Source organism: Microbacterium sp. SORGH_AS_0505 (assembly GCF_030818715.1).
Taxonomy (GTDB): Bacteria; Actinomycetota; Actinomycetes; order Actinomycetales; family Microbacteriaceae; genus Microbacterium.
On the sequence record NZ_JAUTAT010000001.1, the window covers coordinates 1,532,861 to 1,559,042 of the forward strand.

Consider the following 26,182-nt stretch of genomic DNA (forward strand, 5'->3'; position numbering starts at 1 on the left):
CGGGTAGCTTATTGATCGATTGATCAACAAGGGGAGGCTACCGAGTCGATGTCTCAGGCGTCAACTGCCCGCCGGGCCCGCAAGAGCCCCGCCGAGCGTCGCGAGGAGATCGCCCTCGCCGCTCGAGAGATCGCGCTCGCCGACGGCCTGGACGCCGTCACCCTGCGCGCGGTCGCCGCCCGGGTCGGCGTCGCGCCCGGCCTCGTCGCGCACCACGCCGACGGGATGGACGCGCTGGTGGCTGAGGCTTTCGGCGCTGTCGTCGCCGAGGAGCTCGCCGCCGTCGTCGCCGCGATGCGGGTGACGGATGCCGCGACGACGCGCCTCGGCATCCTGCTCGACACCGTCTTCGGTGAGGAACCGAACGACGTCACCCTCGTGTGGGTGCAGGGGTGGGCGCTCGGCACGCGCAACGAGGAGCTCGCCGTGCGGGTGCGCGCCGAGATGGGCGCGTGGCAGCGTGCGCTCGCCGCCGAGATCGACCGCGGCCGCGAGCGCGGCGAGTTCGGTGCGATCGACGCCGACGCGATCGCATGGCACCTGCTCGCGATCATCGACGGCCTCGGCGCTCAGGGTCTCGTGCGCTGGCGCGCCGACCCCGCGCGCACCGACCTCACCCGCCGCGCGCTCGCCGCGCTGCTCGGCGTCGCGCCCGAGGCGCTGCGCTCCTGACCCGACGCCGAGCCGTCGCACCTGGTCGTCCCACCTCTCGCGAGACGACCATCTGAGACGCCTCGACCCGACGGGAACGGCGGCCATTCGAGAGACATGGATGCCGTTTGCGTCGGGTCGCGGGGCACCTCATAAGAAACGTTCAGGATGCCGATCGTCGCCCGGAAACACGCGGGAGGAGCGAGTTGATCGCCCTCGGGCCGGCGGCTCCGGCGGCATCCGTTCCAATCCGATCTCGGGGGGGTGTCCGGACAACCCATCGTGCGAAAGCCGCACTGAAGGAAGGAAAACACCCCATGCGTACCAACCTGAAGCGGACCATCGTCCTCGGCTCGACCGGCCTCGCGGCCGTCGCCCTCACCGCGGGATTCGCTCTTCCGGCGAACGCCGCGCAGAGCGAGGACACCACCACGACCACCACGGCGGCAGAGGGCTTCACCGACTTCCTCAACGCCAACAACGACCTCGCGGCGTCGGTCTCGTCGCTGCTCGACAGCCAGCTGCTGGGCGACGTCTCCACCGGTGACCTCTTCGTCGGCGACATCGGCTCCGGCAACGACGCCCCCATCGGTTCGGGCAACAGCGTCGACGCCCCCATCGGCTCGGGCAACGACACCTCGGTCGACGCTCCCGTCGGCTCGGGCAACGAGGTCGGCAACGGCAACGACGTCGGCTCGGGCAACGACACGAACGTCTCGCCGGACACGGACGTCGCGCCCCAGACCGACGTCTCGTCGAAGACCGGTGACCTGGTGAAGGACATCACGAGCGACGTCGACAACTCGGTCGGCGACGTGTCCTCGAGCGTGAACGACCTCGTCGACGGCGTTCTGGGCAACTGATCGCCCGCATGCGGTGATCCCGCACCCCTGACACATGCCGGGGCCCCTCATCGGGGTCCCGGCATCGTCGTGTTCGGTGCCGTCGAGAGGTCGCGGATGGTCACCCCACCTGGCGCAGAGCGACCATCTGCGACCCCTCGAGGCGGGGGACGGTGGGAGGCCGTGCCCTGGCCGCAGCGCCCCCCGCCGCAGCCCGTCCGTCGTACAGTCGGGGGCATGACGCGTGCGCGACTGATCACCCCCGCAGAGCTCGACGACCTGATCCGGGATGCCGCTCCACTGACGGTCCTCGACGTCCGGTGGCGTCTCGACCGACCCGACGGCCGCAGCGACTACGAGGCGGGTCACGTCCCGACGGCGGTCTACGTGAGCCTCGACGACGAACTGGCCGCCCATGGCGCGCCGGAGGACGGCCGGCATCCGCTGCCCGAGATCGCCGACCTGCAGACGGCGGCGCGGCGCTGGGGCGTCGACCGGGGCGACACCGTTGTCATCTACGACGACTGGCAGACGTTCGGTGCCGCTCGTGCCTGGTGGGTTCTGGCGGATGCCGGTGTCTCCGACGTCCGCGTCCTCGACGGCGGCCTGCAGGCCTGGCGCGACGCCGGACTGCCGATCGAGTCCGGACCCGTGCACGCCGCCCGTGGCGACGTCGCCCTCACCCCGGGGCACCTGACCCGCCTCGACATCGACGAGGCCGCCGCGTTGCCGACCACCGGCATCCTGTTCGACGTCCGTGCGCCCGAGCGCTACCGGGGCGACGTCGAACCGATCGACCCGCGCGCCGGTCACATCCCGGGCGCCGTGAACGCGCCCACCGGCGGGAACGTCGACGAGCACGGCCGGTTCCGTTCGCCGGAGGAACTCCGCGCACGCTACGAGGCGCTCGGCGTCACGGGCGACACGACCGTCGGCGTCAGCTGCGGCTCGGGGGTGTCGGCCGCGCAGGCGGCGTTCGCGCTCAGCCTCGCCGGCATCGACGCCGCGCTGTACGGCGGATCGTGGAGCCAGTGGTCGAACCACCCCGACCGCCCCGTCGCGACCGGCGATCAGCCCTGACCGAGCACCGACGCAGCCGCGCGCTCGCCTGACACGAGCGCGCCCGCGATCGACGGCGTCTCGCGGTGATCGCCCGCGACGACCACGCGCTCCGACAGTCGCACCCGTGACGCATGTCGCATGGGCGGCGCGAGCGCCGGGAGCGCGTGCGGGATGTCGTCGCGCCGCAGCAGCTCCCACGACGCGGCCTCGCCGCCCCACATCCGCGCGAGCTGCGCGCGCACGGCCGCCTCGTCGGCGGCATCCTGCAACAGGCAGCTCGCGGCCACGAGGTGCCGTCCCTCGGGCGCGTACTCGGGAGCGGTGCGCGACATCACGACGCTGTTCACGATCGGCCCGGAGCGCTCGCCGTCGACCGTGAGCAGAGCGGATGCCGGTGCCTCCGCTCCCGTCCCGAACCACCACGTCTGCAGCCCGCGCATCGGCGGCGACGGCTCGCCCGTCAGCCGTGACACGGCCTCGCCGCTGACCGCGACGATCACCTCGCGTGCTGCCACGGGCTCCGCCCCGCCGAGCTCGACCCGGTCGATGCGCACCGTCACGCCGTCGACCGGATGCGACAGTCGGATCTCCGCCCCGGCTGCGCGGGCGAGCTCGGCGAGCCGTCGCGGCAGCACGGCGACGCCCGCCGCCGGAACGCCGGGACGCCCGACCGCGAACAACCGCGCGATCAGCGTCGCGTAAGCCGCCGAGGTCTCGCCGCCGTCGTCGGCGAGCACCCCGGTCAGGAATGGCTCGAGCACCGACCGCCGCAGCGGCCCCGTGAGGCCGGCGCGATCCCACGCCTCGTGCAGCGTCTCATCCGGGCCGTGGGCGACGGATGCCGGTCGCACGAGTGCCGGCAGCAGCCACCGCACGGCGCCCACGACGTCCGCCGGCGCCACGAGTCCCGACAGCGCGCCCGCGATCGTCGCGGGCAGCATCCCGGGGTGGCGCACGGGGTGAGCGAGGACGTTCGACCGGGCGCCGCGCACGACGCGGACGCCGACGGGGAAGGAGCGCAGATCGAGGTCGGCGGGGTCGACCGCGCGGGCCAGCGCGTCGTAACGAGGATTGATCACCTGGAACCCGTGGTCGAGCAGGAACCCGTCGACGCGATCGGTGCGCTGCCGGCCGCCCACCTCGTCCTGCGCCTCGACCACGACGACGTCCCGCCCGGCGCGGGCGAGCAGGGTGGCGGCGCGGAGCCCCGCGAGACCCGCGCCGACGACCGCCACATCATGGACCGCGCTCATGCCCACAGCCTGGCACGGCGCGCGGGCGCGGCATCCGTAGTTGAATCGGAGGATGCGAGCTGCTTACATGTACGGCCCCGGCGACGTTCGCGTGGTCGACGCCCCCGAACCCCGGATCGAACAGCCCACCGACGCCGTGCTCCGCACCGTCGTGGCGTGCGTGTGCGGCAGCGACCTGCATCCGTACCACTCCATGCAGCCGAGCGACGCGGGCCGGTCGATGGGGCACGAGATGATCGGCGTCGTCGAAGACGTCGGCGCGGACGTCCGCACCGTGAAGCCGGGCGATGTCGTCATCGTGCCGTTCGTCTTCTCGTGCGGCGAGTGCGAGTTCTGCCGCGCGGGTCTGCAGACCTCGTGCGTGAACGCGGGGACCACGAAGCCCACGGGCGCCGGCGGCGCGCAGGCCGAACGGCGCCGCGCCCCCTTCGCCGACGGCACGCTGTACCGCGTGGATGTCGCCGAAGACGATGAGCGGATGCCGGGGCTCCTCACCCTGAGCGACGTGTACGGCACGGGCTGGCACGCCGCCGTGACCGGCGGCGCTGCGGCCGGCAAGGACGTGGTGGTCATCGGTGACGGCGCGGTGGGCCTGCTCGCCGTCCTGTCGGCGCGACAGCTCGGCGCGGAGCGCATCATCCTGATGGGGCGCCACGAGGCGCGCACCGACCTCGGCCGCCGATACGGCGCGACGGACGTCATCGCGGAGCGGGGCGACGAGGGCGTCGCCGCCGTCCGCGACCTCACCGGCGGGTTCGGCGCGCACGTCGTCATCGACGCAGTCGGCCACCTCCCGGCCTACGAGCAGGCCCTCGGTGCGGTCCGCCCGGGCGGCACGATGTCGCGCGTCGGCGCTCCGCAGTACACCGACGCTCCGCTCCAGCGGAAGCAGTTCGAGAAGAACGTCACCGTCACGGGCGGCGTGGCTCCCGTCCGCGCGTACATCGACCGTCTCCTGCCGGGCGTGCTCGACGGTACAGTCGACCCCGGGGCCGTCTTCGATCGCGAGCTGGGCCTCGGCGAGGCCGCCGACGGCTACCGCCTGATGGATGACCGCGCCGCCCTGAAAGTGATGCTCCGCCCGTGACCTCAGCCCCCGCCCCGCTCTCGGGCGTCCAGTTCTCGCTGCGCTCCGGCGCCTACGACGCCGTCATCGCCTCGGTCGGTGCGACGCTCCGCGAGCTGCGCCACGACGGTCGCGACCTCGTGGTCCCGTTCGAGGCCGACCAGGTGCGGCCCGACTTCCGAGGTGCCACCCTCGCGCCCTGGCCGAACCGCATCGTCGACGGGACGTACACGTTCGACGGCGAGGAACTCGTCACCGCCCTGACCGAGCCGAATCGCTCGCACGCCCTCCACGGGCTCGTCGCCTGGCTCGAGTTCGCCGAGGTCGAGCGCTCCGATGACAGCGTGACCCTCGCGGCCGTCATCGAGCCCCAGACCGGCTATCCGTGGCGGGTGCGCGTCGAGACGACGTTCGCGCTCGCCGCCGACGGCCTCACCCAGACGGTCCGCGCGCGCAACCTCGGCACGAAGCCCGCGCCCTTCGGCACCGGCCCGCACCCCTACGTGATGGCCGGCCCCGCGCCGCTCGACGAGTGGACGCTCGCGCTGCCCGCGGCATCCGTCCTCGAGGTGACACCCGACCGGCTCAGCCCCGTCGCCGTGCACCCCGTCACCGACTACGAGCCGGACCGCTTCGACCGTCGTGCGCCGCGCGTCCTCGGCGACGTCGAGCTCGACCACGCGTTCACCGGGATCGAGACGGATGCCGACGGCACCGTCACGGTCCGCGTCACCGACCCGTCGGGTGTCGGCGTCGCGGTCACCTGGGGTCCCGAGTGCTCGTGGGTGCAGGTGCACACCGCCGACAAGCCGGCCGGAGCAGCCCACCCGGGCCACCGGAAGGGCCTCGCCGTCGAGCCGATGACGTGCGCGCCCGACGCCTTCAACGCGAGCGCCTACGACTACGACGCGGGACTGCTCGTGCTGGCGCCCGGCGCGACGTTCGCGGCATCCTGGCGCATCTCGGCCCTCTGATAGCGGCCGTCCCTAGGATGGCGGCATGACGTCGACGTCCTCCTCCCTGCCCCGGTCCACTCCGTCAGAGCAGGGGGTGGATGCCGCCGGTGTCGACCGCCTGCTCGATGCGATCGGGCAGACCGACACCGAGATGCACAGCCTCATGGTCGTGCGCCACGGACACGTCATCGCCGAGGGGTGGTGGGCGCCGTTCGCGCCACACCTGAAGCATCTCGTCTACTCGCTGTCGAAGACGTTCACCTCGGCCGCGGCGGGCCTCGCGATCGCGGAGGGGCGTTTCGGGCTCGACGACGTGATGGTCGATCACTTCGGCGAGCTCGTCCCCGACGACCTCGACGACAAGTACCGCCGCTACCTGGTGCGGCACGCCCTCTCGATGTCGAGCGGCCATGAGGGCGAGACCCTCGACCGTGCGGCGGCCGCCTCGCGCGAGGTGGGCGGCGACCTGCTGGGCGGTTTCTTCCGCGTCGCGCCGGACCGCGAACCGGGCACCGTGTTCGCCTACAACCAGCCCACGATCTACGGCGTCGGGCGTCTCGTCGCGAAGACGACCGGCGGCACGATCCTCGACTACCTGCGCCCGCGTCTGCTCGAGCCCCTCGGCATCCATGAGGCGCAGTGGATGATGCTGGGCGACGTCGAGATGGGATTCAGCGGCATCCACGTCTTCACGGAATCCCTCGCCAAGACCGGTCAGCTCATGCTCGACAAGGGGCGCTGGCTGGGCGAGCAGATCCTCGACCCCGACTGGGTCGCGACCGCCACGTCGACGCAGATGCAGAACGACACGGGTCACCGCGGGCCGGGAGCCCCCGACCCGATCGACTGGCAGCAGGGGTACGGCTTCCAGTACTGGATGAACAGGCACGGGTTCCGCGGCGACGGCGCATACGGGCAGTTCATCATCGTGTGGCCCGAAGAGGATGCCGTCATCATCACGACGGCCGAGACCATCGACATGCAGACCCTCCTGAGCCTCATCACCGAGCACCTGCGTCCTGCGATGGCCGGTGCCGGGTCCGCGGACGCGGATGCCGCGCTCGCCGAGCGGCTGTCGTCGCTGGCGCTCCCCGTGCCCGACGACAGCGGTGCCGGGTTCGCGGGCACCTTCGACGTCGATGCGACCTCCTACCCGCCCGGACCCTTCACGAGCGGCGGCCCCGTACCGGGTGCAGAGCGGGTCGAGGTCGTCGAGACCGGTGACGGCTGGACCATCCGCTTCGTCGGTGACGGCGTCGACGTCGAGCTGCCCGTCGGTCGCGGCGACTGGGCCGCAGGGGAGTGGCCGGCTCCGGCCGGGGGCCTTGATGCGGTGCCGTTCCGTTCCGTCGCCGGCGTGGATGCGGACGGCGCGTGGCACGCGCGGCTGCGCATGATCCAGACGCCGCACACGCTCCACGTCGACATCGCCCCGACGGGGATGGCATCGCTCGCCTGGCGGTTCCCTCCGCTGCGCGGCGACGGGCCCGCAGGGCACGCGCTGCGGTCGCTCGACTGACCGGCATCCGACACCCCTTGCTCGGTAGACTGGGAGGCGAGGGGTGAGCGTGACGGACAATGAGCGGGTCAAGACCCGAGAGGTCGTCGCCGAGGGGCTCTACATCGCGTCCGCGGCGACACGTTTGGCGTTGAAGAACCGCATCCTGGTCGACATCCTCGTCGAGGGCGATGACTTCGACTCCGATCGCTTCCTGGGGGATGCCCGCGACATCCTGATCTCGCTCGCCGACGAGGCCGAAGCGGATGCCGCCCGCACCGAGCGCGAGCGCAAGGCCGCCCGCAACCGCTACTCCGACTCGAGCGGCACGCACGACTACCGCAGTCGCGACGTCCGCAACCTGCGCCGCCGCCGCAAGCAGTCCCTGCACGTCGCGAAGGAGCTGCGCGCCCGGTCGGAAGATCAGGAAGAGCTGCGCAAGCTCATCGCCGATGCGCGCGACGCCGCCTGGGCCGAGGTGTCGAAGAACATCGACCGGTCGCTGCGGATCGCCGCGGCGCGTCCCGACCTGGACGCCGACTACGAGCGGATGCGGGTGGCCCGCATGCAGGCGCTGCGCCTGGTCGACCTGCCGAAGCTCCGCGCGCACCGCCGGAGCGTCGCGAAGCAGCAGGCGCTCCGCGACGGCGGCGTCGAACCCGAGCCGATCCTCGAGTCCGATCCCGCCGGGATCGACCCGGGGGAGCTGGAGTAGCGGCCCGATTTCGGATTGGGGCCCGACGTGACGTATGCTGTTCCTCGGCCCGGAAACAGGCCATGCGCCCGTAGCTCAATGGATAGAGCATCTGACTACGGATCAGAAGGTTAGGGGTTCGAGTCCCTTCGGGCGCACACTGTGTTGAGACAGTCTGAGAAAGGCCCCGCTTAGGCGGGGCCTTTCTTGTTCTCCGGGCTACTCCCGTCGCTTGTTCGGCCTTGGCTGTTGACACGCGGCTTTCGTTGCCAGTGTCCGTCTGTCACGGACTGAGCAGCAAGGACGCGAGCTCGGGAATCTGAGCACGTAAATATGCGCTCGGGCGACGCCGGTTGACGCGCGTTGGTCGTTCCGTGATCGCGCGTTCGCCTGGGCGGGCTATTCGAGTCGAAAGCTGGGCCGGTGCGACGGCTTCAGAGACATTGACTTGCCTCGACGAGAGACGACCCCTCAGCGTGCTGCGAATTCCGCGAGTCGCTTCTTCGCCCGCTCGGAGAGCTTGCCGGGGTCACGCCGCTGAACGAACTCGAGGAAAGGCCACATTCCCGCCTCCTGATCGTTGCCGTAGGAGTCCTCCGTCGGCAGATCAATGAGCAGGTCGAGGTCCGCCTCAGTGAGTTCGTCGACGACCAACTCGAGGCGCATAAAGACCATGTTGCTGTGGTCGTAGCTTTTAGTGAGGTCAGCTTCTTCCAGCCACCTGGCCTTCAGCAGTCTGCGAGCCGAGGCGCTTTGCACGGACCCAGGCAGAGAGATCCCCTGAAGCCACTTGCCATCCTCGAAGTCGGCGTAGAACGCCCGAACGGACCTATAGGACTTGCGCTTGGCTCTGACAAGTTCTTCGATCTCCGCGACTGTCTCCTCGCTCAGAAACCGCGTGATCAGATCGTACGCAAGGCTCGCGAGCGAGATGTAGTGGATCGCGAGGTTGGGTTCGACGAACGTGGCGAGGCTGTGCGCCTTCTCATTGCGGAGGAACTGCACGCCGAGGTGCAGGTATCCGATCCCGCGGAAGAAGTCAGCCTCGGCCATGCCGGCTGGCGCTGACTTGCCGAGCAGCGCCGAATAGTGCTTGTTGCTTTGTGCATTCTCGTTGAACACGTCGGTCGACCGCTCACTGCCGGTCAACTCTCGGAGCTTCTCTCGGACGACCTTGTACGACTCTTCTACGGCGTGAAAATAGTCGTCTGTGGCGAGGTACCGCTGGATGTGGCCGTAGATGTCCTCATGAATCTCGATCGAAATGAGGTTCTTAGTCACCGTGGCTTCCGTGGTGGTCGCGCCGGAGAGCGTTGATCTCAGCGGCGACGTGCCAGCCAAACTCGACGCGATCTCGCGAATCTTCGCCTCATGGTCGTCCGTCACCGCGTCGTAGGCCTCGGCGATCCTCTTCGCTTGCACATAGTCAGCGAGAGCGGTCAGGCTTGCAGAGACTTCCAACTCGGTCCCGAGCTTCCAGAAGGCCCGAAGCCTATTCGCCTTCGAGGTGCCGTACTCCGCGTAGCGTTCTTCGAAGATGTCGATCCCGAGCGCGTCGAAGAACTGCGCGAAGGAGGAGTTGCTGAAGTCGAGGACGTATCCGCCGCCGAGTTGCAGCGCAGCTTCGAGGAATGTTCTATCGCCGACCGTAAGTTGACTCACTCATAGAGTGTCTCAGTCGCTTGGCGGTTCAGTAGTCTGGCCGCGTGCTCAGCTCCCCCTGGCGGAGTCACCGCCCGACAAGCGGACCGCGGGCACCGGAACTACTGCTCGTCCGACGAACCGCCCTTGCGCAATGCGACTGTGGGCGTGATGAACGAATCGGTGTCGAACTGTCACCAATCTGCCCTCACGCCCACCCAGGGGAAGCAGTTGGCGTTTGGCGCCAATCAGACCTGAGGTGGGTAGAATCCCGCCCGCTGGCTGGTCGTCGCTGTGCCACCGAAGAAGTACTCACGGCTTCCGACTGGCAGCGGCGAAACCGGCGACTTGTTCTCGAGGATGAGCGATTGGCCAGGGAACTGATTCTGAAGATAGGCGTAGAACGCGTCGACAACGTTGGTGCTGATTGTTTCGTCTTCCCCGCTGAGCTCCGGATCCCCAGGCTGCCGGTACGTGACAATCGGCGAATCGAGGATGACGAACCCCGGGTGTCGGTAGTCACGGCGGAGGCAATACTCCGCGAGCGCCACGTTGAATAGAGCACGGAGGATCGAGCGGACTCCTTTGCCTCGCACTCGGCGAACGTGTTGGTCGACGACCAGGTCGCGCTCGCTGGTGGAGTAGTGGACCGAGCTGTCCGCCGAGAAGGACCACAGCCGAAGTATCTCCTGTGCGACCGCATCGAACTGATGTAGGTCGGCCGCAACGATCGGGACTTCGGTCGATGTCTTCGGTTTCTCGACTTGGGCGGTCGCGTTCCGCAGCGCGAGGAGGTTCAAGAGGCGACCGTGATTGTCGATCTCTCGCTCCACGCGAGACCGGGTCTCGAGAAGCGGTGATAGCTCACCACCCGGCGTCTTTATCTCGCTGTCGAGGCGTTGAATTTCGCGGGTGAGCCGCAGGCTGTCGTCCGAGAGCGCAGCGGCACGGGAGGCGATGTCTTGTCGTTCGACCTGGATAGTGCTGATCGTCTCGTCGAGGTTGGCGCGCAGCGCTAGAACTTTGGCTTGCTCGGATGCGATGGCGGCTGCGAATGTCGCCGGCTCGTCCGCGTCAAGCGGGGCATCCGGCCAGTGCTGATGCGCGGGCTCCGCGCCACAGAAGGGACAGGTTCCGCCGTCTTCAACCGCAAGCACGTCGGAAGCCTGAGCAAGCATGTCAAGGCGAGAAAGGTCTGACTCGTACTGGCTACGGAGCAGGCCGAATCGCCTTTCGAGGCTGCCGAGTTCGTCCTGGCGTCCGACGAAGCCGGCCAGCTTCTTGGTGTTTGCCGCGCGACGCAGCACGAGCTCGTCGCGATCAGAACTGACGTCGTTGAGTGCTCTACTGGCGGCCATCAGCGAATCATTGAGGCGCGCAAGCTGATCGCGGAGTTGATCTACCGGCGGAGACGCAGCCAGCTCTTGCTCAAGCTCCGTGATGACCTGATCGAGGACCTCGAGCTTGTTCGCTGAGATCTTCTTCAACTCGGCAGCCTTGGGGATCGGTGTCAGTCCGGAATCATCCTTGCCTTCGATGAACATGCGGAAGATCGCGGCCTCGACAGGGCGATCAGAGTACTGGCCGAACTCAATGGGCGATCGCTTGGTGAGAATCGTCTCCTCGTCGACTGCGATGAGGCGGATGACGTCCCGCCACTGCAGCGGGCGCGTCTCGTTGTTTTGATTCCTTCGGACCACCGCTTCGTCGAGATCCGTAAGTGAGAGAAGAACTCGTGAGACGCTACGCGGATCGTTCGAGATGTGTTTCGGTGCCAGGTACTCGGGGGCCGGTTCGGTCATAAGCTCGCGAAGATCTTCTTCGACCAGCCCGATCTTGCCTCCAGTCAGGTCACGGATCAGCGTGACGACTTCGCCCTCCTCGGTCCGAACGCCGAGATGCACGTATTGGTAGCCCTTCGCCTCGTCCGGGACCTCAATCGTCTGAGCGAGTCCGAACGAATAGTTCAGAAGGTCAAAAACGTGTGATTTCCCGGTGTCCGATGCGCCGTGGATCACGGTGAGGCGATCGCCGAACTCGATAGAGGCCGGAGCGACGTTCTTGCCGACAGCAGTGAGGTGAACGAGGTGGAGTCGACTAACCATGGCGATCCTGTCCGTTCAACGATTCGAATTCCTCAGCCCAGCTTCCAAACACGGCACCAAGCCTTGCCCTGATCTCGTCGTCATCGAGAGCCCCAAACTTGGAGGCCGCCCACGCGCACCGCGCCCGAAGGTGAGTGAGGTAGACCGCATCCATCGAGTCGAGGAACGGACGCGCATCTTCACCGGCGCTGTAGTAGATTCCCGCCGTCGTCAGGTCGCGGACGATAAGTCCCCGCGCGCCCATCAGGGTTATTCCCTCACGGATGAGCTCTCGCTTTACCCCAAGTTCGCCGGCACGACCCGGGATCTCCGGGTGGAGGCTGCTCGCACCCGCGAAGTCACCGCTATGAAGCACGACGTAGTCGAGGAGTACGACTCGGGCGAGGTCGGCTCGCGCGGGATACAGCGCGGTGAGCAGTGCGACGACACGAATACCGATCTCAAGCGGGCTGTTCAGCAGTTGAGTCACTTGTCGACGACCCAGGTGAGTCGGTCGTCGTTAGCCAGCTGGTGGCAGATGCCCCGTCTATCAGCCGGCTCGGTGACTTGAATGAGCGCATTGGCGCTCAACTGTGCGTTCACCGCTTGCTCGAGGGTGTGGCGAAGACGCTCCAGCCCGTCGGAGTGATCTGCCTCAGCGGTCTCGATGACGGCGTCCAACAGCTCGTTCTGGAGTCCTTCGAACGTGTTGGGTAGCACCTGATCGCGAGCGAACGTGCGGAGCGCCTCCGCGCGGAAGAAGCTTTCCCGTTGTCGCCGGAGATGCGCCCGCGCCTTGTCGTGCAGCTCGGCAGACGCGATGGTGTCGACCGTCACGTAGCGCTCCCGATAGGCGTCGACAAGCTTGGTCAGGTAGACGAGCTCGTCGGGGCCAACCGCCTGCGGCGGGTCTTCGGACGCGGGGCGAGCGGGCAGTCCGCCTCCGAATCGAGCTGCGTAGTACGGAGTCGCCCTATGTTGATCTATCAGGGCAAGAACCTCAACCGATCCGAACATCGAGAAGTCGGTCGCGCTGGCGAGCTCGTATACGGCGCTTCGAGTGTCGACATCGAGTTCTCTAAAAGGCTTCGCCGTGCCGGACTCGACCTGTTCGAGAAACTTCCCGCGCAGTTCCGTCGGCGTCGAGATCAAGTGCGCCAGGCTAGTCCCCAAGCCGCGAGGCGCGATGAAGCTGTAGCTGGACGGCAGCTTGTAAAGAGGCGTGCGCACTGGAAGCAGGAAGACCTTGAGCACCTCTGGCCATGCGATCGAAGGCGTCAAACTCTTGTCGTAGTGCTTGCCCTGGAAGCAGTCCCACTCCCCCTCGAAGCCGCGATCAGTCTTAAAACCGGCGACATCGACGCCGCGGTCGCCTGATCCACCGAAACGCTGAACTCGAACGTAATTGAGCGACAATCCCGTCGCCCACTCTTCAATGAAGACCTCCCATTCGTCCGGGTCGTAGGTCTGAATGACCTTCCGAGGAGCTAGACGAAGTCCGTGCTCGGCCTGAGCGGCGGTTAGCGATGAGGTTAGAGCTGGGGGTTGAAGGTCATGCACGCTGACCTCATCCCCCTCTTCCATGTGCCCAAGTTAGCGGAAACGTATGGCTTGCTCGGAAGGGACAGGCAGGGTGTTGCTGGACGCCCTCCGGTCACGGTGCCAGCGGGTCGCCCACTTCTGTGCGCACCGGTCTCACCAGGGCGTCCGAGGAACACAGCACGATCGACAGTGTGCGCTCACCGATCGCTACAGAGGCAGATAGATCGCTGATCGTTCAAGCCGAGATGCTGCACGTGTGACTCCGCTTCTGCGCAATGCCCGCATAGGGATGTACGTCGATCGCGGGCGACCACGTTACTCGTTGTTGTACTCCTCGTACTCATAGTCAGCGATGTCAGCAGGGTCGCCTTCTGCCTCGAAATCGAGTGGAACACCGTTGATGAGTTGGAGAAGCTCATAGTCGTCGATGGAAAGATGGCAAGTCGCGCACTGAAAGCCCTCTGTCGCGACCGTATGAGTGACGCTGACGCTCGACCAGTAGTCGTCCACGTCGCCGTGATGGGAAACGTCGGTATCCAGAATCTCCTCGCCGCCGTACTCTCCGAGGCCGCTTGCGCAAGCAGGGCATTCGGTCGGTTGGCTGTACCCCCAGCGTGACAGTGTGAAGAGATTCCACTCGGCCAGGCGCCGACCGGTCATGGCATTCGCCGTATGAAGTCGGAGACTGACGCGCGCCGATTCAAGCGCAGCCTCCAAGCGGCGCTGCTGGTGTTCGCGATTGACCGTGAGATATACCTCGACAGCCTGCTCACGCTCTGAGCCGACGAACTCGCCTACTGTCCGCTCGACATGGCTCAATAGGATGACCGCTTGCGCCCAGTAACGTGGCCACCAGGCGGACTCGGGGATGGCGTCGTATCCGATGCGCGCTCCGTGTATGTACTCGTTGCGGCCTTCGGCAATGAGGCCCGCCTCTTTTGAGTTGAAGGGCCTGAAAGCTCGAGCGCATCTCGACCAGACGGTCTTAGCCTGCACCGAGACGAAACGCTTGGACACATCTAGCAGACCGCTGGCCATCAAGAGACTCGTACCCTCGTCATCCACCGCGTTCGCGATGAGCGCAGGGCTCACTCGCGCGAGCGCTGACTTCCCAAGCATCTCCAGCGCTGAACTCGCCCAGAACGCTGACTCCTCAAACTCGCGTTCAGGGTCTAGGGCGCGGTTGATAAAGAGTCGAGCTTTCATCCACAGGCCGTCTGCGTCCCATGGTGCGACTGCGCTCACGCTTCTGCCCCCTCTCGAAAGCTCACGCGCTCAAGACGTCTATCCGTGTCCTGCGCCTGCACCGCGCCCCGCGCGTGGAAACACCGACGGTTGTCAATTAGCAGCACGGTGTCAGGTTCAGACCAATGGTGAGCGACCGCCTCGCCGCGAAGCGAAGCGATGAACTCCGCGCTGCGGCGCGCGAGGCCGTCGGCTGGGCTCATGCACACAGGATCGAAGCGCAGGCGATTTCCCGTGAGAGCTGACGCGAGAAAGCTCCCGCTCTTCGAGCGCACTGTGAAGATTCCAGTGCGCATGTGCCCAGGTGTCGTCACGTAGGCGGACGATGATGCCCAAACGTATGTAGGCGTTGTATTCGGTTCCGCGCTCCATAGGGCGATCACGTCTGGCGGGTTGAGGAGATGGGCTCCATCTGTGTGGAGCGGTTGCTCGTCGAGCCCGTAAACGGAACTCATCGAGCTGGGGGGCGCTTCGTCAACCGTGTACGGGCGCAAGACGCCGTGCGATTGCCCTCGTTGTGTGGGAGCGGGCTGAACGCCAGCGAGGGCGAGTGCCATCTTAAGTGCCGGAAGGTTACCTTTAGCAGAAACCCATCCGCGATTGCGCAGAGCGTCGAGTAGTGCGTTCCCATCCACCCCGCGAGCGTATCGAGAACAATTCGACTGCTGGAGCGCCTCTTAGTTTCGATTATTGCTCTCCGATCTCTGGGTGGCTCCGCTCCTTGCGAAACCGCCAGCGCCTGCGGAGATGATTGGGTCGCATACCCAGCCGAAAGGTTCGGGATCGTCCAATGCACGCTACGCGCCGCCAACGCGCGATGTTCGTAGAGGGATCCGGCGGGTCGCTCCGACCTCGACCTTTCCGGGTGTCTCGCTGCAGTTGGCAGGTCGGCTCCGCGAGAATCGACACGTGGACGAGATTGAATCGGGCGAGGATGTTGTTGCGGCGTTCCGGGCTGCTCGGCTGGCAGCCGAAGAGCACATGATCGCAATGGACGATGCGGGCAGCACTTGGCACGAGACCACGATCACCGGCATCGTGCTTCAACATGCGCATCCGACTGTGAAGTTCGTCGACTTTAGCCAGCGCCAGGAAGGGACTACAGGCGCGGACTGGCTTTGGTGGTGGGTCGATGAGTCCGGCGAAGCGTTTGGGATGCTCGTCCAGGCAAAGAGGCTGAAAGTCGGCTCTCGATGGACCATCGATTTTTCATACCCGGACGGCACAAGCGCGCAACGCGACAAACTCTTCGCATCAGCGCGGGAGCTCGGGGTTCCACCTGTTTATGGTCTTTACCTCGGAACCCAGGCGTACCGAGCACCCGTGACATGTGGTCGAGCGGATCATGACGATAGCGACTGCCTAGCGTGTCGAATGGCCACCGTCTCGCTCCTTCCAGCCATTCTCGCCACCGTCGGCGGCGGCATGAACAGCGACAACGACGCCATATGGGCTGTGGAGCACGCCATCCCATTCGAGACGCTAGTGGATCCGGCTGAACAGCCCGATTGTGCCTACGATCGCAATCTTGCGCTCGTCGATGGTGAGCTTCGGGACCTTCTGCTAGCCAATCAGCATGGTGCCCGACATGTGGCAAAGGCACTGTTCGAGCGAGTCTCGAGCGTGCGCGCCATGCAGTTCTCTGCTGCATCGGAGCTGATGATTGAGGGCGACTCGGAACAGCTTTTCGATCGATATCCATCCGATCGAGGGCACTTGGGCGTCGCGTACTTTGAGCACATCCTGCGTGGGTTGAGGACCGCGGCTCCGGCGTACGTCCTCGACGTCCTAGCCGATCAATCTGTGCCGCCGTCGGTGGCGGATCTCGTCGAGGGAGTAGTCGTTGTGCAGCTGTGAGCACCAACGAACCACTCGCGGGCATTCGCGCGTGCACTTCATCCCGCGATCCACGCTGTTCGCCGCACTACTTGCTCGCGTCTCCAGCGCCCGGTTCGGCTCAGCCCACGGGCATCGCCCTTGTGGGGATCGCCAACGGGCGCCTAAGACTGGACGACGGCCACGATTTGCTCCGCGATTTCGTCCACGGTGTGGAGGGTCGTGTTCGCGGCAAGCAGCCCTGCCAGAAGCGGCGAGTGAGCTAGCACTTCTTCCTTCGTGACTCGATGCCACACAGGCAGGATCAGATTCTCGCCGGTCGACATCTTCATCGAGAACAGCGCGTCCAACTCCGCCCGTGTCCACTGCTTGTTGAAGAAGTCAGGTGAAAGGATGACGACGCCGAACCGCGCCCGGGCGATTCCCGACTCGATCTCCTGGCGGATACTTTGCCCGATCTTGATTTCGATCTCGTCGAACCACACAGTCAGCCCGCGAGCTTCCAGCGCCTCCTTCAGCGGGCGTGCGATGTCGTCCTTATCCTCGCTCGCGTGAGACAGAAACACGTCAACCTCTGGCATCGAACCCTTCGGCGCGGATGGCCGGGCGGTCGTGTCACTCACTGCTCGGATAGCGGGCTGGAACTGGCGCATGGACGCGTCATTCTGACTCCGGAGTGCGTCGAAGGCACGCTTCTGATCGGCTTGCTGCGCCTTGAGAAGCTTCGCCTCAGCAGTCGCGATGCTCCGCTGCTTGTCCGCCAGTTTGCGCTCGAGTTCGCTCCTCCGCTTTTCAGCAGCATTGGCGTCTCGATCGGCGGACTCGGCCTCCCGCAGTTTCGATGAGGTGGTCGCCTGGGACCTGCTCCGGGATGCGGAGCTTCGTGCGTCCGCGGCCTTCTTGCGCTTGGTCGCTACGGTTGAAGACTTGCCGGCGATGTCCGACTGAAGCCGGGCGGCATCTCGACGCAAACGATCGAGATCACTTGCTGTTACCACGCGTCCTCCGTTCGGTGGCTCACAACGATAGGCCACACCTCTGACGACTCGGAACCGCGACCGAGTCAACCCTTGGGAAACGCACCCAGCCGCCCAACCACGGGCAACTCTGCGACGGGGTTGCCTCCGGACAGCGCTTCGGAGGCTCGTTGCGCGCTGATCTTCGTTCGTCGCCCGCTCAGGGGTCACGCTCGGCCTAGCGGAGGGTTGCTCAGGACGACAGTCCCGGGGCTGAAGCCGCTCACTCTCCAGTCGGGGAGAACGGCGGGTTCGACCGGGCGGAGCCCCTCAACTGGCAGTGCCCGTTTAGGGAGCCTCATCTTGCGCAGAGCCCGCAACGCAGTTCAGGCCCCATGCGCGAATGTGCGCACACAATTGTGATCGGCGTCGACGATATGCAGGACCGCGCGATTCTTGTCGGGTGGGCCGTCCCTACAGATCAGAAGGTCAGGGGTTCGAGTCCCTTCGGGTGAACGCTGTGTTGAAACAGTCTGAGAAACGCTCCGCTTCGTCGGGGCTCTTCTTATTCTCCGCCCGTCAGGCGAGCAGCCAGCGACTGAGCCGCCGGACGACCTCCGGAGCGAGCGGCGACGCGTAAGCCTCGGCGTCGTGGCCGAGCGCGCTGTAGGCGGCGCGGCATCCGTCGCTCTCGTGCGTCCAAGCGATCGGGTGCGCGACGCCGTCGGCGTCGTCGTGCACGAGCAGAACGTCGGCTTCGGGAGAGACCCGCAGCGCCGAGTACGCCTCGTCCACGGTGTCGAGGTCGGCCAGATCCGCAACGGATGCCGAGAGGGCACGCACGCGCAGAGGGCCGCGCTCGGGGTGGAAGGTCACGTCGCGCACCCAGCGTCCGCCGAGACGCGCCTCCCACGCCGCGTGCTCCGGCAGCAACGTCGCCGCGACGTGCAGGACGAGCAGCGGTCCGCGGTACCCCGCGATGATCTCAGCGAGGCGTGCGTCGAGCGGATGCGGCGCGGTGCCGCCGCCGGCGTTGATCACGACCAGGTCCGCAGCGTCGATCCGCGCGGCGAGGTCGTCCAGCGTGTCGACGACCGTGACGTCACTGCCGTCCTCGCGAAGCACCTCGGCCACGATCGCACTGGTTTCGGCGAACGGATGCCACGGGTCGGCGTAATCCGCACCGCCCGAGAAGACGAGTACACGACGCATGCGCTCACTCTACGAACGATCCTGCCGATCGTTCATCCTTGATTAAGTTGTGCACAACTCAATTGCGTGCAACCATATCGATATGAGAGCGATCGAGCAGATGGTGTGCTTCGGGGTCTACTCCGCGAGCCACGCCTTCGGCCAGGCGTATCGGCGCGTGCTCGCGCCGTGGAAGCTGACGTACCCGCAGTACCTCGTCATCGTCGCTCTCGGCGATCAGGAGCCCCGGTCGGTCAAGGAGTTGGGCGCAGAGCTCTTCCTCGACTCGGGCACCCTCTCGCCGCTCATCCGCCGCCTCGAGGCGCGCGGCATCGTCTCCCGTTCGCGCAGCCCTCACGACGACCGCGTCGTGGAGGTCTCGCTGACGGACGACGGCCGTGCGCTCCGCTCGGAGCTGTCCGTCGTCGGCGCGGAGATCGCGCGCTGCACCGGACTCGACGAGGAGAAGGCGCGGATGCTGCTCGACGTGGTCCACGACCTGAACCGCGTCATGCGTACCACCGACGAGGCAATCGCCTCCTGACCCGAAGGACATCATGGAAGCTCTCTACACCGCAGAAGCACTCGCTACCGGAGGCGGCCGTAACGGTCACGTCCGCACCGTCGACGGCCTCGTCGACACCGACGTGCGCGTCCCCAAGGAGATGGGCGGCGCCGGTGGCGCTCCGAACCCCGAGGTGTTCTTCGCCGCGGGCTACGCCGCGTGCTTCCACAGCGCCCTGCAGTCCGTCGCCCGCGCCCAGAAGGTGACCCTCGAGGACACCAGCGTCGGCTCGCGCGTCAGCATCGGCTCCAACGGCGAGGGTGGCTTCGGTCTCGCCGTCCAGCTCGAGGTCGTCATCCCGAACCTCCCGCACGACCAGGCGCAGGCGCTCGCCGACGCCGCACACCAGGTGTGCCCCTACTCGAACGCCACGCGCGGCAACATCGAGGTCACCGTCACGGTCGTCGAGGACTGACCTCCGCCTGACTCAGACGACAGGGCTCACGCGCAGCCAGCGGAAACCGCAGGCGGGCAGCGTGAGCCCTTCGTCGATTCCGACCTCGACACCCTCGACCAGGTCGAGAGCCATATGGGCGAAGCCCGACAGTGTCACCGCGGGGACGTGCGCCGGCTCTGCGCCGACGTTCGCGAGCACCAGCACGACGGTGCCGTTCCCTGGGCGCTGGTACCCGACGACGGATGCCGCGGGTACCCCGAAACCGACCAGGCGCGACCCGTCGAACTCCGGGGTCGTGTGCCGGACGGCGATGAGCTTCGTGAGGTCGCGGTGGATGCGGCCGGCCGAGGTGGCGGCATCCGTCCGCTGCGCGTAGCGATCGCGCGGCTTCTGACCTCGGTGCGTCCATCGCGGGTCGTCACGACGCTCCGGATCGTCGCGGAACGTCGGGTCGTTCAGCTGCCCGACCTCGTCGCCCAGCCACAGCATGGGCAGGCCCGGCACGCTCAGCACGAACGCGTGCGCGAGGGCCACGCGAGCTTCGCCGAGCGGGTCGCCGGCCTCGACCCCGGCGAGCGACGCGGTCGTCCCGGCCACGCCGTCCGCCGTCGGCAGGCCGCGGCCGAACGACGAGCCGTCCGTGTAGCGAGCGGTGAGCTCGGCGGCATCCGTCCGCCACACCACGGCGTCCGCATCCCGCACGGCGGCGACGTCGATACTGCCGTCACGTGCCTCGAGCGCGCGTTGCAGGGGCGTGGCGTCGCCTGTGGCGAGTGCGTGCCAGAGCGGAGCTGAACCGGGGGATGCCGGGAGCACATCGACCCCCGGTGCACCGATCGCCAGCACGGGGGCGATGACGTCCACCGTGTCGCGATCCGGGATCAGGAAGAACTCGACACCGCGCCCGGCGAGGAAGAGAAGGTCGTCGACGAGCCCGGCGAGATCATCGCGAACGGGGACGTCTACCGCGAGCGAGATCCCCGACAGCCGAAGCCGGCCCGCCAGGTCGGAGAGGCGGTCGATCGATCCGAGGCCGGGGTCGCCGCGACGGAGGTCGATCGTGCCGTCCTCCCGGCGGGCGAACGGTGACTGGACGTGCAGCACGCTCACGCCGAGGTCGCGGAGCGCGGGGATCTCGTCTCGGAGCCCGGCGAGGTTGCCGGCGTACCTGTCGGCGTAGCAGGCGGCGCCGAGGGCGAACCGCGAACTCGTGCGCACGGGGTTCGCGGCGCGCTGCTCGCCGTGCACCTTGAGGTCGAGGGAGCGACCGTTCGCGGCGACGACCGCCGCCGTCACGAGGTCGACGAGATCGGCAGACGATCCGCGTCGGGCCAGCGCCGCGCGCAGCCCGGGGACGTGCTGGCGGACCCGCTCGGCCGCGGCGTCGTCGATGCGGACGCGCTCCGCGACAGCGGACAGCGTCGCCGCGAGGTCATCCTCGACGGCCCCGATGGTGCTCATGCGGTGGACCTCCCGCCCCCAGCGTAGAGGGCGGGCCCCCGCCGCTCAGTCGGCGCGCGCCACCGTGCGGTCGAGGAACGCGTGGATCGTCGCGTGCAACGCCGCGGTCGACGCCGCGTCGATGGCCCCGGAGTGACCGCCCTCGATGGGCTCGAGGTAGTGCACCTCGGCATCCGTCTCGTCCGCCAGCCGCGCCGCCATCTTGCGCGCCTGCACGGGGCCGACCCGGTCGTCGCTCGCGGCCGCGTAGATGAGGGATGCCGGGTACCGCCGCCCGGGCTCGATGAGGTGATACGGCGAGAAGGTCTTCACGAACTCCCACTCGGCCGGGTCGTCGGGGTCGCCGTATTCCGCGATCCAACTGGCACCGGCCGACAGTCGCGTGTACCGCCTCATGTCGAGGAGGGGCACGCCGCAGACGATCGCCCCGAAGTCGTCGGGGTACTGGGTCAGCATGTTGCCGACGAGCAGGCCGCCGTTGCTGCGGCCGTGGCAGGCGATGCGGTCGGGGGTCGAGACGCCGCGTGCGACGAGGTCGCGCGAGACGGCGGCGAAGTCCTCGTATGCGCGGTGGCGGTTCTCGCGCAGGGCGGCCAGGTGCCACTCGGGTCCGAACTCCCCGCCGCCGCGGATGTTCGCGACGACGTACACGCGTCCCTCCTCGAGCCAGGCGGGGCCGACGATCGTCGGATACTCCGGGGTGAGCGCGTGCTCAAACCCGCCGTAGCCGTTCATGAGGACGGGGAGAGTGCCGGAGCGCTCCCGCGGACCGACCTCGAAGTAGGGCACGCGCGTGCCGTCGGCCGACGTCGCCCAGTGCTGCTCCGCGACGAGTCCGGACGCGTCGAAGGTGGGGCGGCTGCGGTCGACGACGCGGGGCTCGGCGCCGGGGGCGATCACCAGGAGCGTCGGGGGAGTGAGGAAGCCGCGAGCGACCACCCACAGCTCGTCGTCCTCGTCGTCGTCGGCGGTGGCGACGCTCGCGCTGAAGAGGTCGGCGTCGCCGAGGCCCAGGTCGATGTCGACTCCGGTCAGCGTCTCGGGATCGAGCGACACGAGCCGGCTCTGCACGCGGTCGAGGATCGTCAGGACCAGGCGCGTGCGGGTCCATGTCCACGTTTCGAGCACCGCCGTGTCGCTCGGGGCGAAGGCGACGCGCAGGTTCGACCCGTCGCCCTCCGTGACGGTCTCGAGTGGACCGATGAGGAGGGTGCCCGACGGATGCGTCGTCTCGCCGATGCGCCACGGGGTCGTGGTCCGCACGGTGACGAGGTCGCCGTGAACATCGACGTTCGCGTCCTGCGGCACGGCGATCAGACGCGGCTCGCCGCTGTCCCAGACCCACGATTCGGAGTGGAAGAAGTCGTGCGCGATGACCACGATCGGCGTCGCCGTACCGCCGGTGCGGTCGACGTGCGCGAACACGCCGACGTCCGAGGCGACACCCGTCACGATGGGCGGCGCGTCCGCGAGCGACTCGCCCCGTCGCCAGGCGCGGGCGCTGATCGGATACCCCGAGTCGGTCACGCCGCCGCCGTGCAGTGCGGTGGCGACGAGCAGGGTGTCGCGGTCGACCCACGCGATCATCGTCTTCTCGGCGTCGAGGGCGAACGGGGTGTCGTCGACGAAACGACGTGCGTCGAGGTCGAACTCGCGCACGACGGTGGCGTCGCCGCCGTCGGGGCTCAGCCGCACGAGCGCCCGCCCGCTGCCCGCAGGTCCGTGAGCCGCGCCCGCGAACGCCCACGCCACGCCTTCCTCGCGGCCGAGCGCGTCGACGTCGAGCAGCACCTCCCAGGTCGGTTCGCCCGCTGCGAAGGCGGCGCGGGATGTCCGTCGCCACAGGCCGCGGGGGTTCGCGGCATCCCGCCACAGGTCGTACATGAGATCGCCGTGGCGGCTCGGGACGACGAGTCGATCGGGGTCCTGAAGGATGCCGGTCAGGCGGCGCTCGAGCGCGGTGCGGGTGTCGCCCGAGAAGGCCGCCTCGGTCTCGGCGGTCCGTTCGGCTGCCCAGGCGCGGGCCTCGGGTCCGTCGATCTCCTCCAGCCAGAGGAACGGGTCGGCGGGCTCGGGGGCGGTCTCGGAGGCGCTCATGTCGCCAGCCTAAGGCCGTCCTCGGCGCAGACGTTCGCCGTGCGAGAACCGTTGGCACTCGAGGGGTCAGAGTGCTAATCTGAACGTACTTGAGCCACAAGGGCTCAACTTTGAGACCACATCACCAAGGGAGAATCATGGCAACCTACGACCCGTTCCGTGACCTCGACCGCATCGCGTCGACCCTCTTCGACACGCGCCGCGGCCCGCGACGGATGCCGATGGACCTGTACCGCGACGGCGACCACTACGTCCTGAATGCCGACCTGCCGGGCATCGACCCGGGCTCGGTCGACATCGACGTCGACGGCCAGCTGCTTACCATCCGCGCCGAGCGCACGGTGGGCGCTGCCGACGGGGTGAAGTGGATCACGCGCGAGCGCGAGACCGCGAGCTTCCTGCGCCAGTTGAACCTCGGCCAGGGCATCGACACCGACGCCATCACCGCGACCTACAACAACGGCGTGCTGACCGTCACGATCCCGGTGAGCGAGAAGGCCAAGCCGCGCAAGGTCGAGGTCGTCGCTGAGGGGTCGGCCCCGACCATCGCGACCCACGAGAGCGAGCCGCAGCCGATCGACCAGTGATCGGCGGAGCGCTCCCGCTCTGACGAATCGCCCCGCATCCCGTGTCGGATGCGGGGCGATTCGTCTGCGGTCACACTCCGCGCAGACGCGCCGTCAGCTTCTCGAGCTGGGCGAGTTCGTCGTCGGTGAGCACCGACATCCGCTCGGCGATCGTTCGGCCATGAGCAGTGGCCATGCGGCGGAACGTCGCCGCGCCCTTCTCCGTGGCGCGCAGGATCGCGCCGCGACCGTCTTGGGGGTCCGGGCATTTGGCGACGAGACCCCGAGCTACCATCCGATCCACGAGGCGGGACACGCTGGGCTGGCTGATCAGCATGTTCGCGGTGACGTCGCGAAGTCGCGCCGTGTGCTCGTCGCATCGGGTCACGGTGAGGAGGACGTCGTACTCCGCGCTGGAGAGGTCGTCGTCGTCGAAGTCCTGTGAGATCTCGGCCAAAACCTCGTGCTGCGCGCGGAAGAGGCTCTCCCATGCCGCGATGGCGAGGCGTCGATCGGTCATGGCGTCCACTGTATCGTCGCGTGCCCGCACGACGAGCGCGGTTCGTCGCTTCGTGGTCACCCGGACGTCACGCGCCGTTCCCGCGTTCAGGAAAGCATTCTGGCTCACCCGATGGAAGCGAGGCGCGCCCGTGAGCGTGATGAGACAGACAAGACGACGAGGCACTCGTGCCGGGATGGCGATGGGCGGACTCGGCGTCCTCGTCGCCTGCACCCTGACCGCCGGACCCGCGTTCGCGGCCGCCGGCTTCACCGAGGAGCAGAAGACGGCGACCTACGCGTCGGACGCCGCCGCGTCGACCGGTGACGCGAAGGCGCCCAGTGCCGACAACTGGTCGGTCCGCATGATGGACGTCTTCGACGGCCTCCGCATCGATCGCGGCCCGGCGGGCAACGCGGCCGTCATGGACTACAACGACGCGCTGACGAGCGAGATCAACCGGACCGCATCCGATGCCCAGGTTCAGCGGGCCATCGTCGACCAGTACGACGACATGTCCGTCAGCATGGGCGATGCCTTCGGTGAGAACCTCGGGGCGATCTACGCCGACGCGGTGGCCGCGGGCGAGCTGCCCAAGCTCACGTGGCTCCTCAGCAAGGCAGGCGGCAAGCTCGGCTCGACGTCATCGAGCAATCCGCCGAAGAACTTCTTCGACTACGACCGGCCGTACCTCCGCCTCGACACGACGAAGGACCTCGTCTACCGAGACAAAGAAGGCGGCGACGCGTGGGGTTCCACGAGCGGCTCCTTCCCCTCCGGCCACACGTCGCAGGCGTACTGGCAGGGAACGGCGCTCGCCGAGATGCTGCCCGAGCTCGCACCGCAGATCCTGGCCCGCACCGCCGAGGCCGGGAACAACCGCATCGTGATGGGGGCGCACTACCCGCTCGACGTCATCAGCGGCCGGATGATGGGCCAGAAGATCATCGCGCTCCGTCTCGCCGATCCCGCGATGCGGTCGTTGGTGGGCGAAGCCGCCGAGGAGTTGCGCGGCGTCCTCGAGCGCGGCTGTGGTGACACACTCGCGAACTGCATCGAGAAGGACGTCCCGTACCTGACGACCGACAAGGCGCTCGCCTATTACCAGGAGCACCTGGGCTACGGATTCCCGGCCACCGGCCCGAAGGGGGTTCCCGTCGTGGTGCCCGACGGCGCGGAGGAGCTGCTCGTCTCGGCTCACCCGGGATTGACGCCGGAACAGCGCCGTCAGGTGCTCGCGCTGACCGCGGTCGACTCGGGCAACCCGCTCGACGTCGGTGAGCAGGAGAGCTGGCAGCGGATGAACCTCGCCGCCGCGATGGCGGCCGAGGTGACCGTGCGCTCCGACGGCTCCGTTGTGATCGGCAACGGCGGTAGCGAGCCCACTCCGGATCCGGAGCCGACGCCCGACCCCGAGCCGACCCCGGACCCCGAGCCCACGCCCGACCCCGAGCCGACGCCGGCCCCGCAGCCGACCCCCGCTCCGCAGCCCACTCCGCCCGCAACCGGCGGCGCACCGAGCGCGCCCGCCGCGAACGGTGACGACCTGCCTGCCGCGGCGGAGGGGACGATCCAGGCATCCGTCCGTGGTGACCGGATCGTCGTCTCCGGACTCACGGCAGGGCAGACGTACTACGGCTTCATTTACTCGACTCCGACGTCCCTCGGACAGTCGACGGCGGATGCCGCGGGTTCCGCCACCTTTGCCCTGCCGAGCGGCCTCGAGGCGGGGACGCATCGCGTCGCCGTGGTCGATGCAGCCGGAGACCTCATCGGCTGGGCTGCGGTCACAATCGGCCGCGGCCAGGCCGCCGCGATCGGCGATGAGGAATTGGCCGCGGCCGGCGGTCAGAGTGCGCCGCTGTGGATTGCGGGAAGCGCCGGGACGGCTCTGCTCGCCCTTGGCATCGTCCTGACGATGCGACGTCGCCGGAGCGGCATCGTCTGACTCGTCACGCAGTAAGGGCCGGCTGGAGAGGCATCCAGCCGGCCCTTGTCCCTTTGCACCAAGAGTGTCCTGCAATCACATGTCGGTAGCTGCCACAGCAAAACAACTACCTGGCAATGACTGTATAACGAC

23 protein-coding genes and 1 tRNA gene are annotated in these 26,182 nt (G+C 67.6%); 13 read left to right on the forward strand and 11 right to left on the reverse strand.

The window, feature by feature from the left end:
- The first annotated feature begins 48 nt into the window (after positions 1-48).
- From QE428_RS07530 to QE428_RS07540, 3 genes are all read left to right on the forward strand, one after another.
- Complete coding sequence (locus QE428_RS07530; protein ID WP_307467630.1) at positions 49-672, forward strand: TetR/AcrR family transcriptional regulator; 624 nt, start codon at positions 49-51, stop codon at positions 670-672.
- A 296-nt stretch (positions 673-968) separates the two neighbouring features.
- Positions 969-1,514 carry a hypothetical protein gene (locus QE428_RS07535; RefSeq protein WP_307467632.1) on the forward strand — a complete coding sequence of 182 codons (546 nt, stop codon included), beginning with the start codon at positions 969-971 and terminating at the stop codon, positions 1,512-1,514.
- Between the two features lie 216 nt (positions 1,515-1,730).
- Positions 1,731-2,573, forward strand: coding sequence for a sulfurtransferase (locus QE428_RS07540; RefSeq protein ID WP_307467635.1), 843 nt, complete (start codon positions 1,731-1,733; stop codon positions 2,571-2,573).
- Here QE428_RS07540 and QE428_RS07545 read toward each other — a convergent pair.
- Positions 2,564-3,808 carry an NAD(P)/FAD-dependent oxidoreductase gene (locus QE428_RS07545; RefSeq protein WP_307467637.1) on the reverse strand — a complete coding sequence of 415 codons (1,245 nt, stop codon included), beginning with the start codon at positions 3,806-3,808 and terminating at the stop codon, positions 2,564-2,566. The genes QE428_RS07540 and QE428_RS07545 overlap by 10 nt on opposite strands.
- A gap of 52 nt (positions 3,809-3,860) precedes the next feature.
- Between QE428_RS07545 and QE428_RS07550 the strand changes: the two genes are divergently transcribed.
- The 5 genes from QE428_RS07550 to QE428_RS07570 all read left to right on the forward strand — a co-directional run bounded on the left by QE428_RS07550 (position 3,861) and on the right by QE428_RS07570 (position 8,180).
- Positions 3,861-4,895, forward strand: coding sequence for a zinc-binding dehydrogenase (locus tag QE428_RS07550; RefSeq protein WP_307467640.1), 1,035 nt, complete (start codon positions 3,861-3,863; stop codon positions 4,893-4,895).
- A complete protein-coding gene (locus tag QE428_RS07555) occupies positions 4,892-5,848 on the forward strand; it encodes an aldose 1-epimerase family protein (RefSeq protein ID WP_307467643.1) in 957 nt (318 codons plus the stop codon). The genes QE428_RS07550 and QE428_RS07555 overlap by 4 nt, the downstream gene beginning before the upstream one ends.
- A 25-nt stretch (positions 5,849-5,873) precedes the next feature.
- Positions 5,874-7,349: a serine hydrolase gene (locus QE428_RS07560; protein ID WP_307467646.1), complete on the forward strand. Its 1,476-nt coding sequence runs from the start codon at positions 5,874-5,876 to the stop codon at positions 7,347-7,349.
- Positions 7,350-7,398: 49 nt separating this feature from the next.
- Positions 7,399-8,043, forward strand: a complete 645-nt coding sequence (locus QE428_RS07565) for an asparagine synthase (RefSeq protein WP_307467649.1) — start codon at positions 7,399-7,401, stop codon at positions 8,041-8,043.
- A 64-nt stretch (positions 8,044-8,107) separates the two neighbouring features.
- Positions 8,108-8,180: transfer RNA gene (locus QE428_RS07570), tRNA-Arg, on the forward strand.
- A gap of 313 nt (positions 8,181-8,493) precedes the next feature.
- Here QE428_RS07570 and QE428_RS07575 read toward each other — a convergent pair.
- The 5 genes from QE428_RS07575 to QE428_RS07595 all read right to left on the reverse strand — a co-directional run bounded on the left by QE428_RS07575 (position 8,494) and on the right by QE428_RS07595 (position 14,534).
- Positions 8,494-9,684, reverse strand: coding sequence for a TIGR02391 family protein (locus QE428_RS07575; protein WP_307467653.1), 1,191 nt, complete (start codon positions 9,682-9,684; stop codon positions 8,494-8,496).
- Positions 9,685-9,911: 227 nt separating this feature from the next.
- The gene (locus tag QE428_RS07580; RefSeq protein ID WP_307467656.1) at positions 9,912-11,768 is read right to left on the reverse strand and encodes an ATP-binding protein; all 1,857 of its coding nucleotides are present in this window, start codon (positions 11,766-11,768) and stop codon (positions 9,912-9,914) included.
- Positions 11,761-12,237: an ABC-three component system middle component 2 gene (locus QE428_RS07585; protein WP_307467658.1), complete on the reverse strand. Its 477-nt coding sequence runs from the start codon at positions 12,235-12,237 to the stop codon at positions 11,761-11,763. The genes QE428_RS07580 and QE428_RS07585 overlap by 8 nt, the downstream gene beginning before the upstream one ends.
- Positions 12,234-13,331: an ABC-three component system protein gene (locus tag QE428_RS07590; protein WP_307467661.1), complete on the reverse strand. Its 1,098-nt coding sequence runs from the start codon at positions 13,329-13,331 to the stop codon at positions 12,234-12,236. Before QE428_RS07590 ends, QE428_RS07585 begins: the two co-directional genes overlap by 4 nt.
- Positions 13,332-13,604: 273 nt before the next feature.
- On the reverse strand, positions 13,605-14,534 hold the full coding sequence (locus QE428_RS07595) for a hypothetical protein (protein ID WP_307467663.1): 930 nt from the start codon (positions 14,532-14,534) through the stop codon (positions 13,605-13,607).
- 909 nt (positions 14,535-15,443) lie between these two features.
- Here QE428_RS07595 and QE428_RS07600 point away from each other — a divergent pair.
- The gene (locus tag QE428_RS07600) at positions 15,444-16,391 is read left to right on the forward strand and encodes a hypothetical protein (RefSeq protein WP_307467667.1); all 948 of its coding nucleotides are present in this window, start codon (positions 15,444-15,446) and stop codon (positions 16,389-16,391) included.
- A 143-nt stretch (positions 16,392-16,534) separates the two neighbouring features.
- Here the strand turns inward: QE428_RS07600 and QE428_RS07605 are convergent, their stop codons facing one another.
- The gene (locus QE428_RS07605) at positions 16,535-17,368 is read right to left on the reverse strand and encodes a toll/interleukin-1 receptor domain-containing protein (RefSeq protein ID WP_307467670.1); all 834 of its coding nucleotides are present in this window, start codon (positions 17,366-17,368) and stop codon (positions 16,535-16,537) included.
- A 537-nt stretch (positions 17,369-17,905) separates the two neighbouring features.
- Positions 17,906-18,538 carry a ThuA domain-containing protein gene (locus tag QE428_RS07610; protein WP_307467673.1) on the reverse strand — a complete coding sequence of 211 codons (633 nt, stop codon included), beginning with the start codon at positions 18,536-18,538 and terminating at the stop codon, positions 17,906-17,908.
- A 100-nt stretch (positions 18,539-18,638) separates the two neighbouring features.
- On the opposite strand from QE428_RS07610, the gene QE428_RS07615 reads away from it, so the two are divergent.
- Both QE428_RS07615 and QE428_RS07620 read left to right on the forward strand, forming a co-directional pair.
- Entirely contained in the window at positions 18,639-19,061 is a 423-nt protein-coding gene (locus QE428_RS07615) for a MarR family winged helix-turn-helix transcriptional regulator (RefSeq protein WP_020097976.1), read from the forward strand.
- Between the two features lie 13 nt (positions 19,062-19,074).
- Positions 19,075-19,497: an organic hydroperoxide resistance protein gene (locus tag QE428_RS07620; RefSeq protein ID WP_020097977.1), complete on the forward strand. Its 423-nt coding sequence runs from the start codon at positions 19,075-19,077 to the stop codon at positions 19,495-19,497.
- Between the two features lie 12 nt (positions 19,498-19,509).
- On the opposite strand, the gene QE428_RS07625 is transcribed toward QE428_RS07620, so the two are convergent.
- Both QE428_RS07625 and QE428_RS07630 read right to left on the reverse strand, forming a co-directional pair.
- Positions 19,510-20,940 carry a DUF3459 domain-containing protein gene (locus tag QE428_RS07625; RefSeq protein ID WP_307467677.1) on the reverse strand — a complete coding sequence of 477 codons (1,431 nt, stop codon included), beginning with the start codon at positions 20,938-20,940 and terminating at the stop codon, positions 19,510-19,512.
- Positions 20,941-20,985: 45 nt separating this feature from the next.
- Positions 20,986-23,037: a prolyl oligopeptidase family protein gene (locus QE428_RS07630; protein ID WP_307467678.1), complete on the reverse strand. Its 2,052-nt coding sequence runs from the start codon at positions 23,035-23,037 to the stop codon at positions 20,986-20,988.
- A 137-nt stretch (positions 23,038-23,174) separates the two neighbouring features.
- Between QE428_RS07630 and QE428_RS07635 the strand changes: the two genes are divergently transcribed.
- Positions 23,175-23,624: an Hsp20/alpha crystallin family protein gene (locus QE428_RS07635; RefSeq protein WP_133398627.1), complete on the forward strand. Its 450-nt coding sequence runs from the start codon at positions 23,175-23,177 to the stop codon at positions 23,622-23,624.
- Positions 23,625-23,694: 70 nt separating this feature from the next.
- Here QE428_RS07635 and QE428_RS07640 read toward each other — a convergent pair whose 3' ends face one another.
- Positions 23,695-24,123: a MarR family winged helix-turn-helix transcriptional regulator gene (locus QE428_RS07640; RefSeq protein ID WP_091359351.1), complete on the reverse strand. Its 429-nt coding sequence runs from the start codon at positions 24,121-24,123 to the stop codon at positions 23,695-23,697.
- A gap of 175 nt (positions 24,124-24,298) precedes the next feature.
- Here QE428_RS07640 and QE428_RS07645 point away from each other — a divergent pair, with 175 nt between their 5' ends.
- Entirely contained in the window at positions 24,299-26,050 is a 1,752-nt protein-coding gene (locus QE428_RS07645; protein ID WP_307467685.1) for a phosphatase PAP2 family protein, read from the forward strand.
- Positions 26,051-26,182: the final 132 nt, after the last annotated feature.

Coding starts and splice junctions, on each gene's coding strand:
- QE428_RS07640 (WP_091359351.1), bottom strand. CDS start 24,123: ATGACCGATCGACGCCTCGCCATCGCGGCATGGGAGAGCCTCTTCCGC.
- QE428_RS07535 (WP_307467632.1), top strand. CDS start 969: ATGCGTACCAACCTGAAGCGGACCATCGTCCTCGGCTCGACCGGCCTC.
- QE428_RS07610 (WP_307467673.1), bottom strand. CDS start 18,538: ATGCGTCGTGTACTCGTCTTCTCGGGCGGTGCGGATTACGCCGACCCG.
- QE428_RS07615 (WP_020097976.1), top strand. CDS start 18,639: ATGGTGTGCTTCGGGGTCTACTCCGCGAGCCACGCCTTCGGCCAGGCG.
- QE428_RS07530 (WP_307467630.1), top strand. CDS start 49: ATGTCTCAGGCGTCAACTGCCCGCCGGGCCCGCAAGAGCCCCGCCGAG.
- QE428_RS07540 (WP_307467635.1), top strand. CDS start 1,731: ATGACGCGTGCGCGACTGATCACCCCCGCAGAGCTCGACGACCTGATC.
- QE428_RS07620 (WP_020097977.1), top strand. CDS start 19,075: ATGGAAGCTCTCTACACCGCAGAAGCACTCGCTACCGGAGGCGGCCGT.
- QE428_RS07630 (WP_307467678.1), bottom strand. CDS start 23,037: ATGAGCGCCTCCGAGACCGCCCCCGAGCCCGCCGACCCGTTCCTCTGG.
- QE428_RS07545 (WP_307467637.1), bottom strand. CDS start 3,808: ATGAGCGCGGTCCATGATGTGGCGGTCGTCGGCGCGGGTCTCGCGGGG.
- QE428_RS07645 (WP_307467685.1), top strand. CDS start 24,299: ATGGCGATGGGCGGACTCGGCGTCCTCGTCGCCTGCACCCTGACCGCC.
- QE428_RS07580 (WP_307467656.1), bottom strand. CDS start 11,768: ATGGTTAGTCGACTCCACCTCGTTCACCTCACTGCTGTCGGCAAGAAC.
- QE428_RS07590 (WP_307467661.1), bottom strand. CDS start 13,331: ATGGAAGAGGGGGATGAGGTCAGCGTGCATGACCTTCAACCCCCAGCT.
- QE428_RS07625 (WP_307467677.1), bottom strand. CDS start 20,940: ATGAGCACCATCGGGGCCGTCGAGGATGACCTCGCGGCGACGCTGTCC.
- QE428_RS07550 (WP_307467640.1), top strand. CDS start 3,861: ATGCGAGCTGCTTACATGTACGGCCCCGGCGACGTTCGCGTGGTCGAC.
- QE428_RS07635 (WP_133398627.1), top strand. CDS start 23,175: ATGGCAACCTACGACCCGTTCCGTGACCTCGACCGCATCGCGTCGACC.
- QE428_RS07560 (WP_307467646.1), top strand. CDS start 5,874: ATGACGTCGACGTCCTCCTCCCTGCCCCGGTCCACTCCGTCAGAGCAG.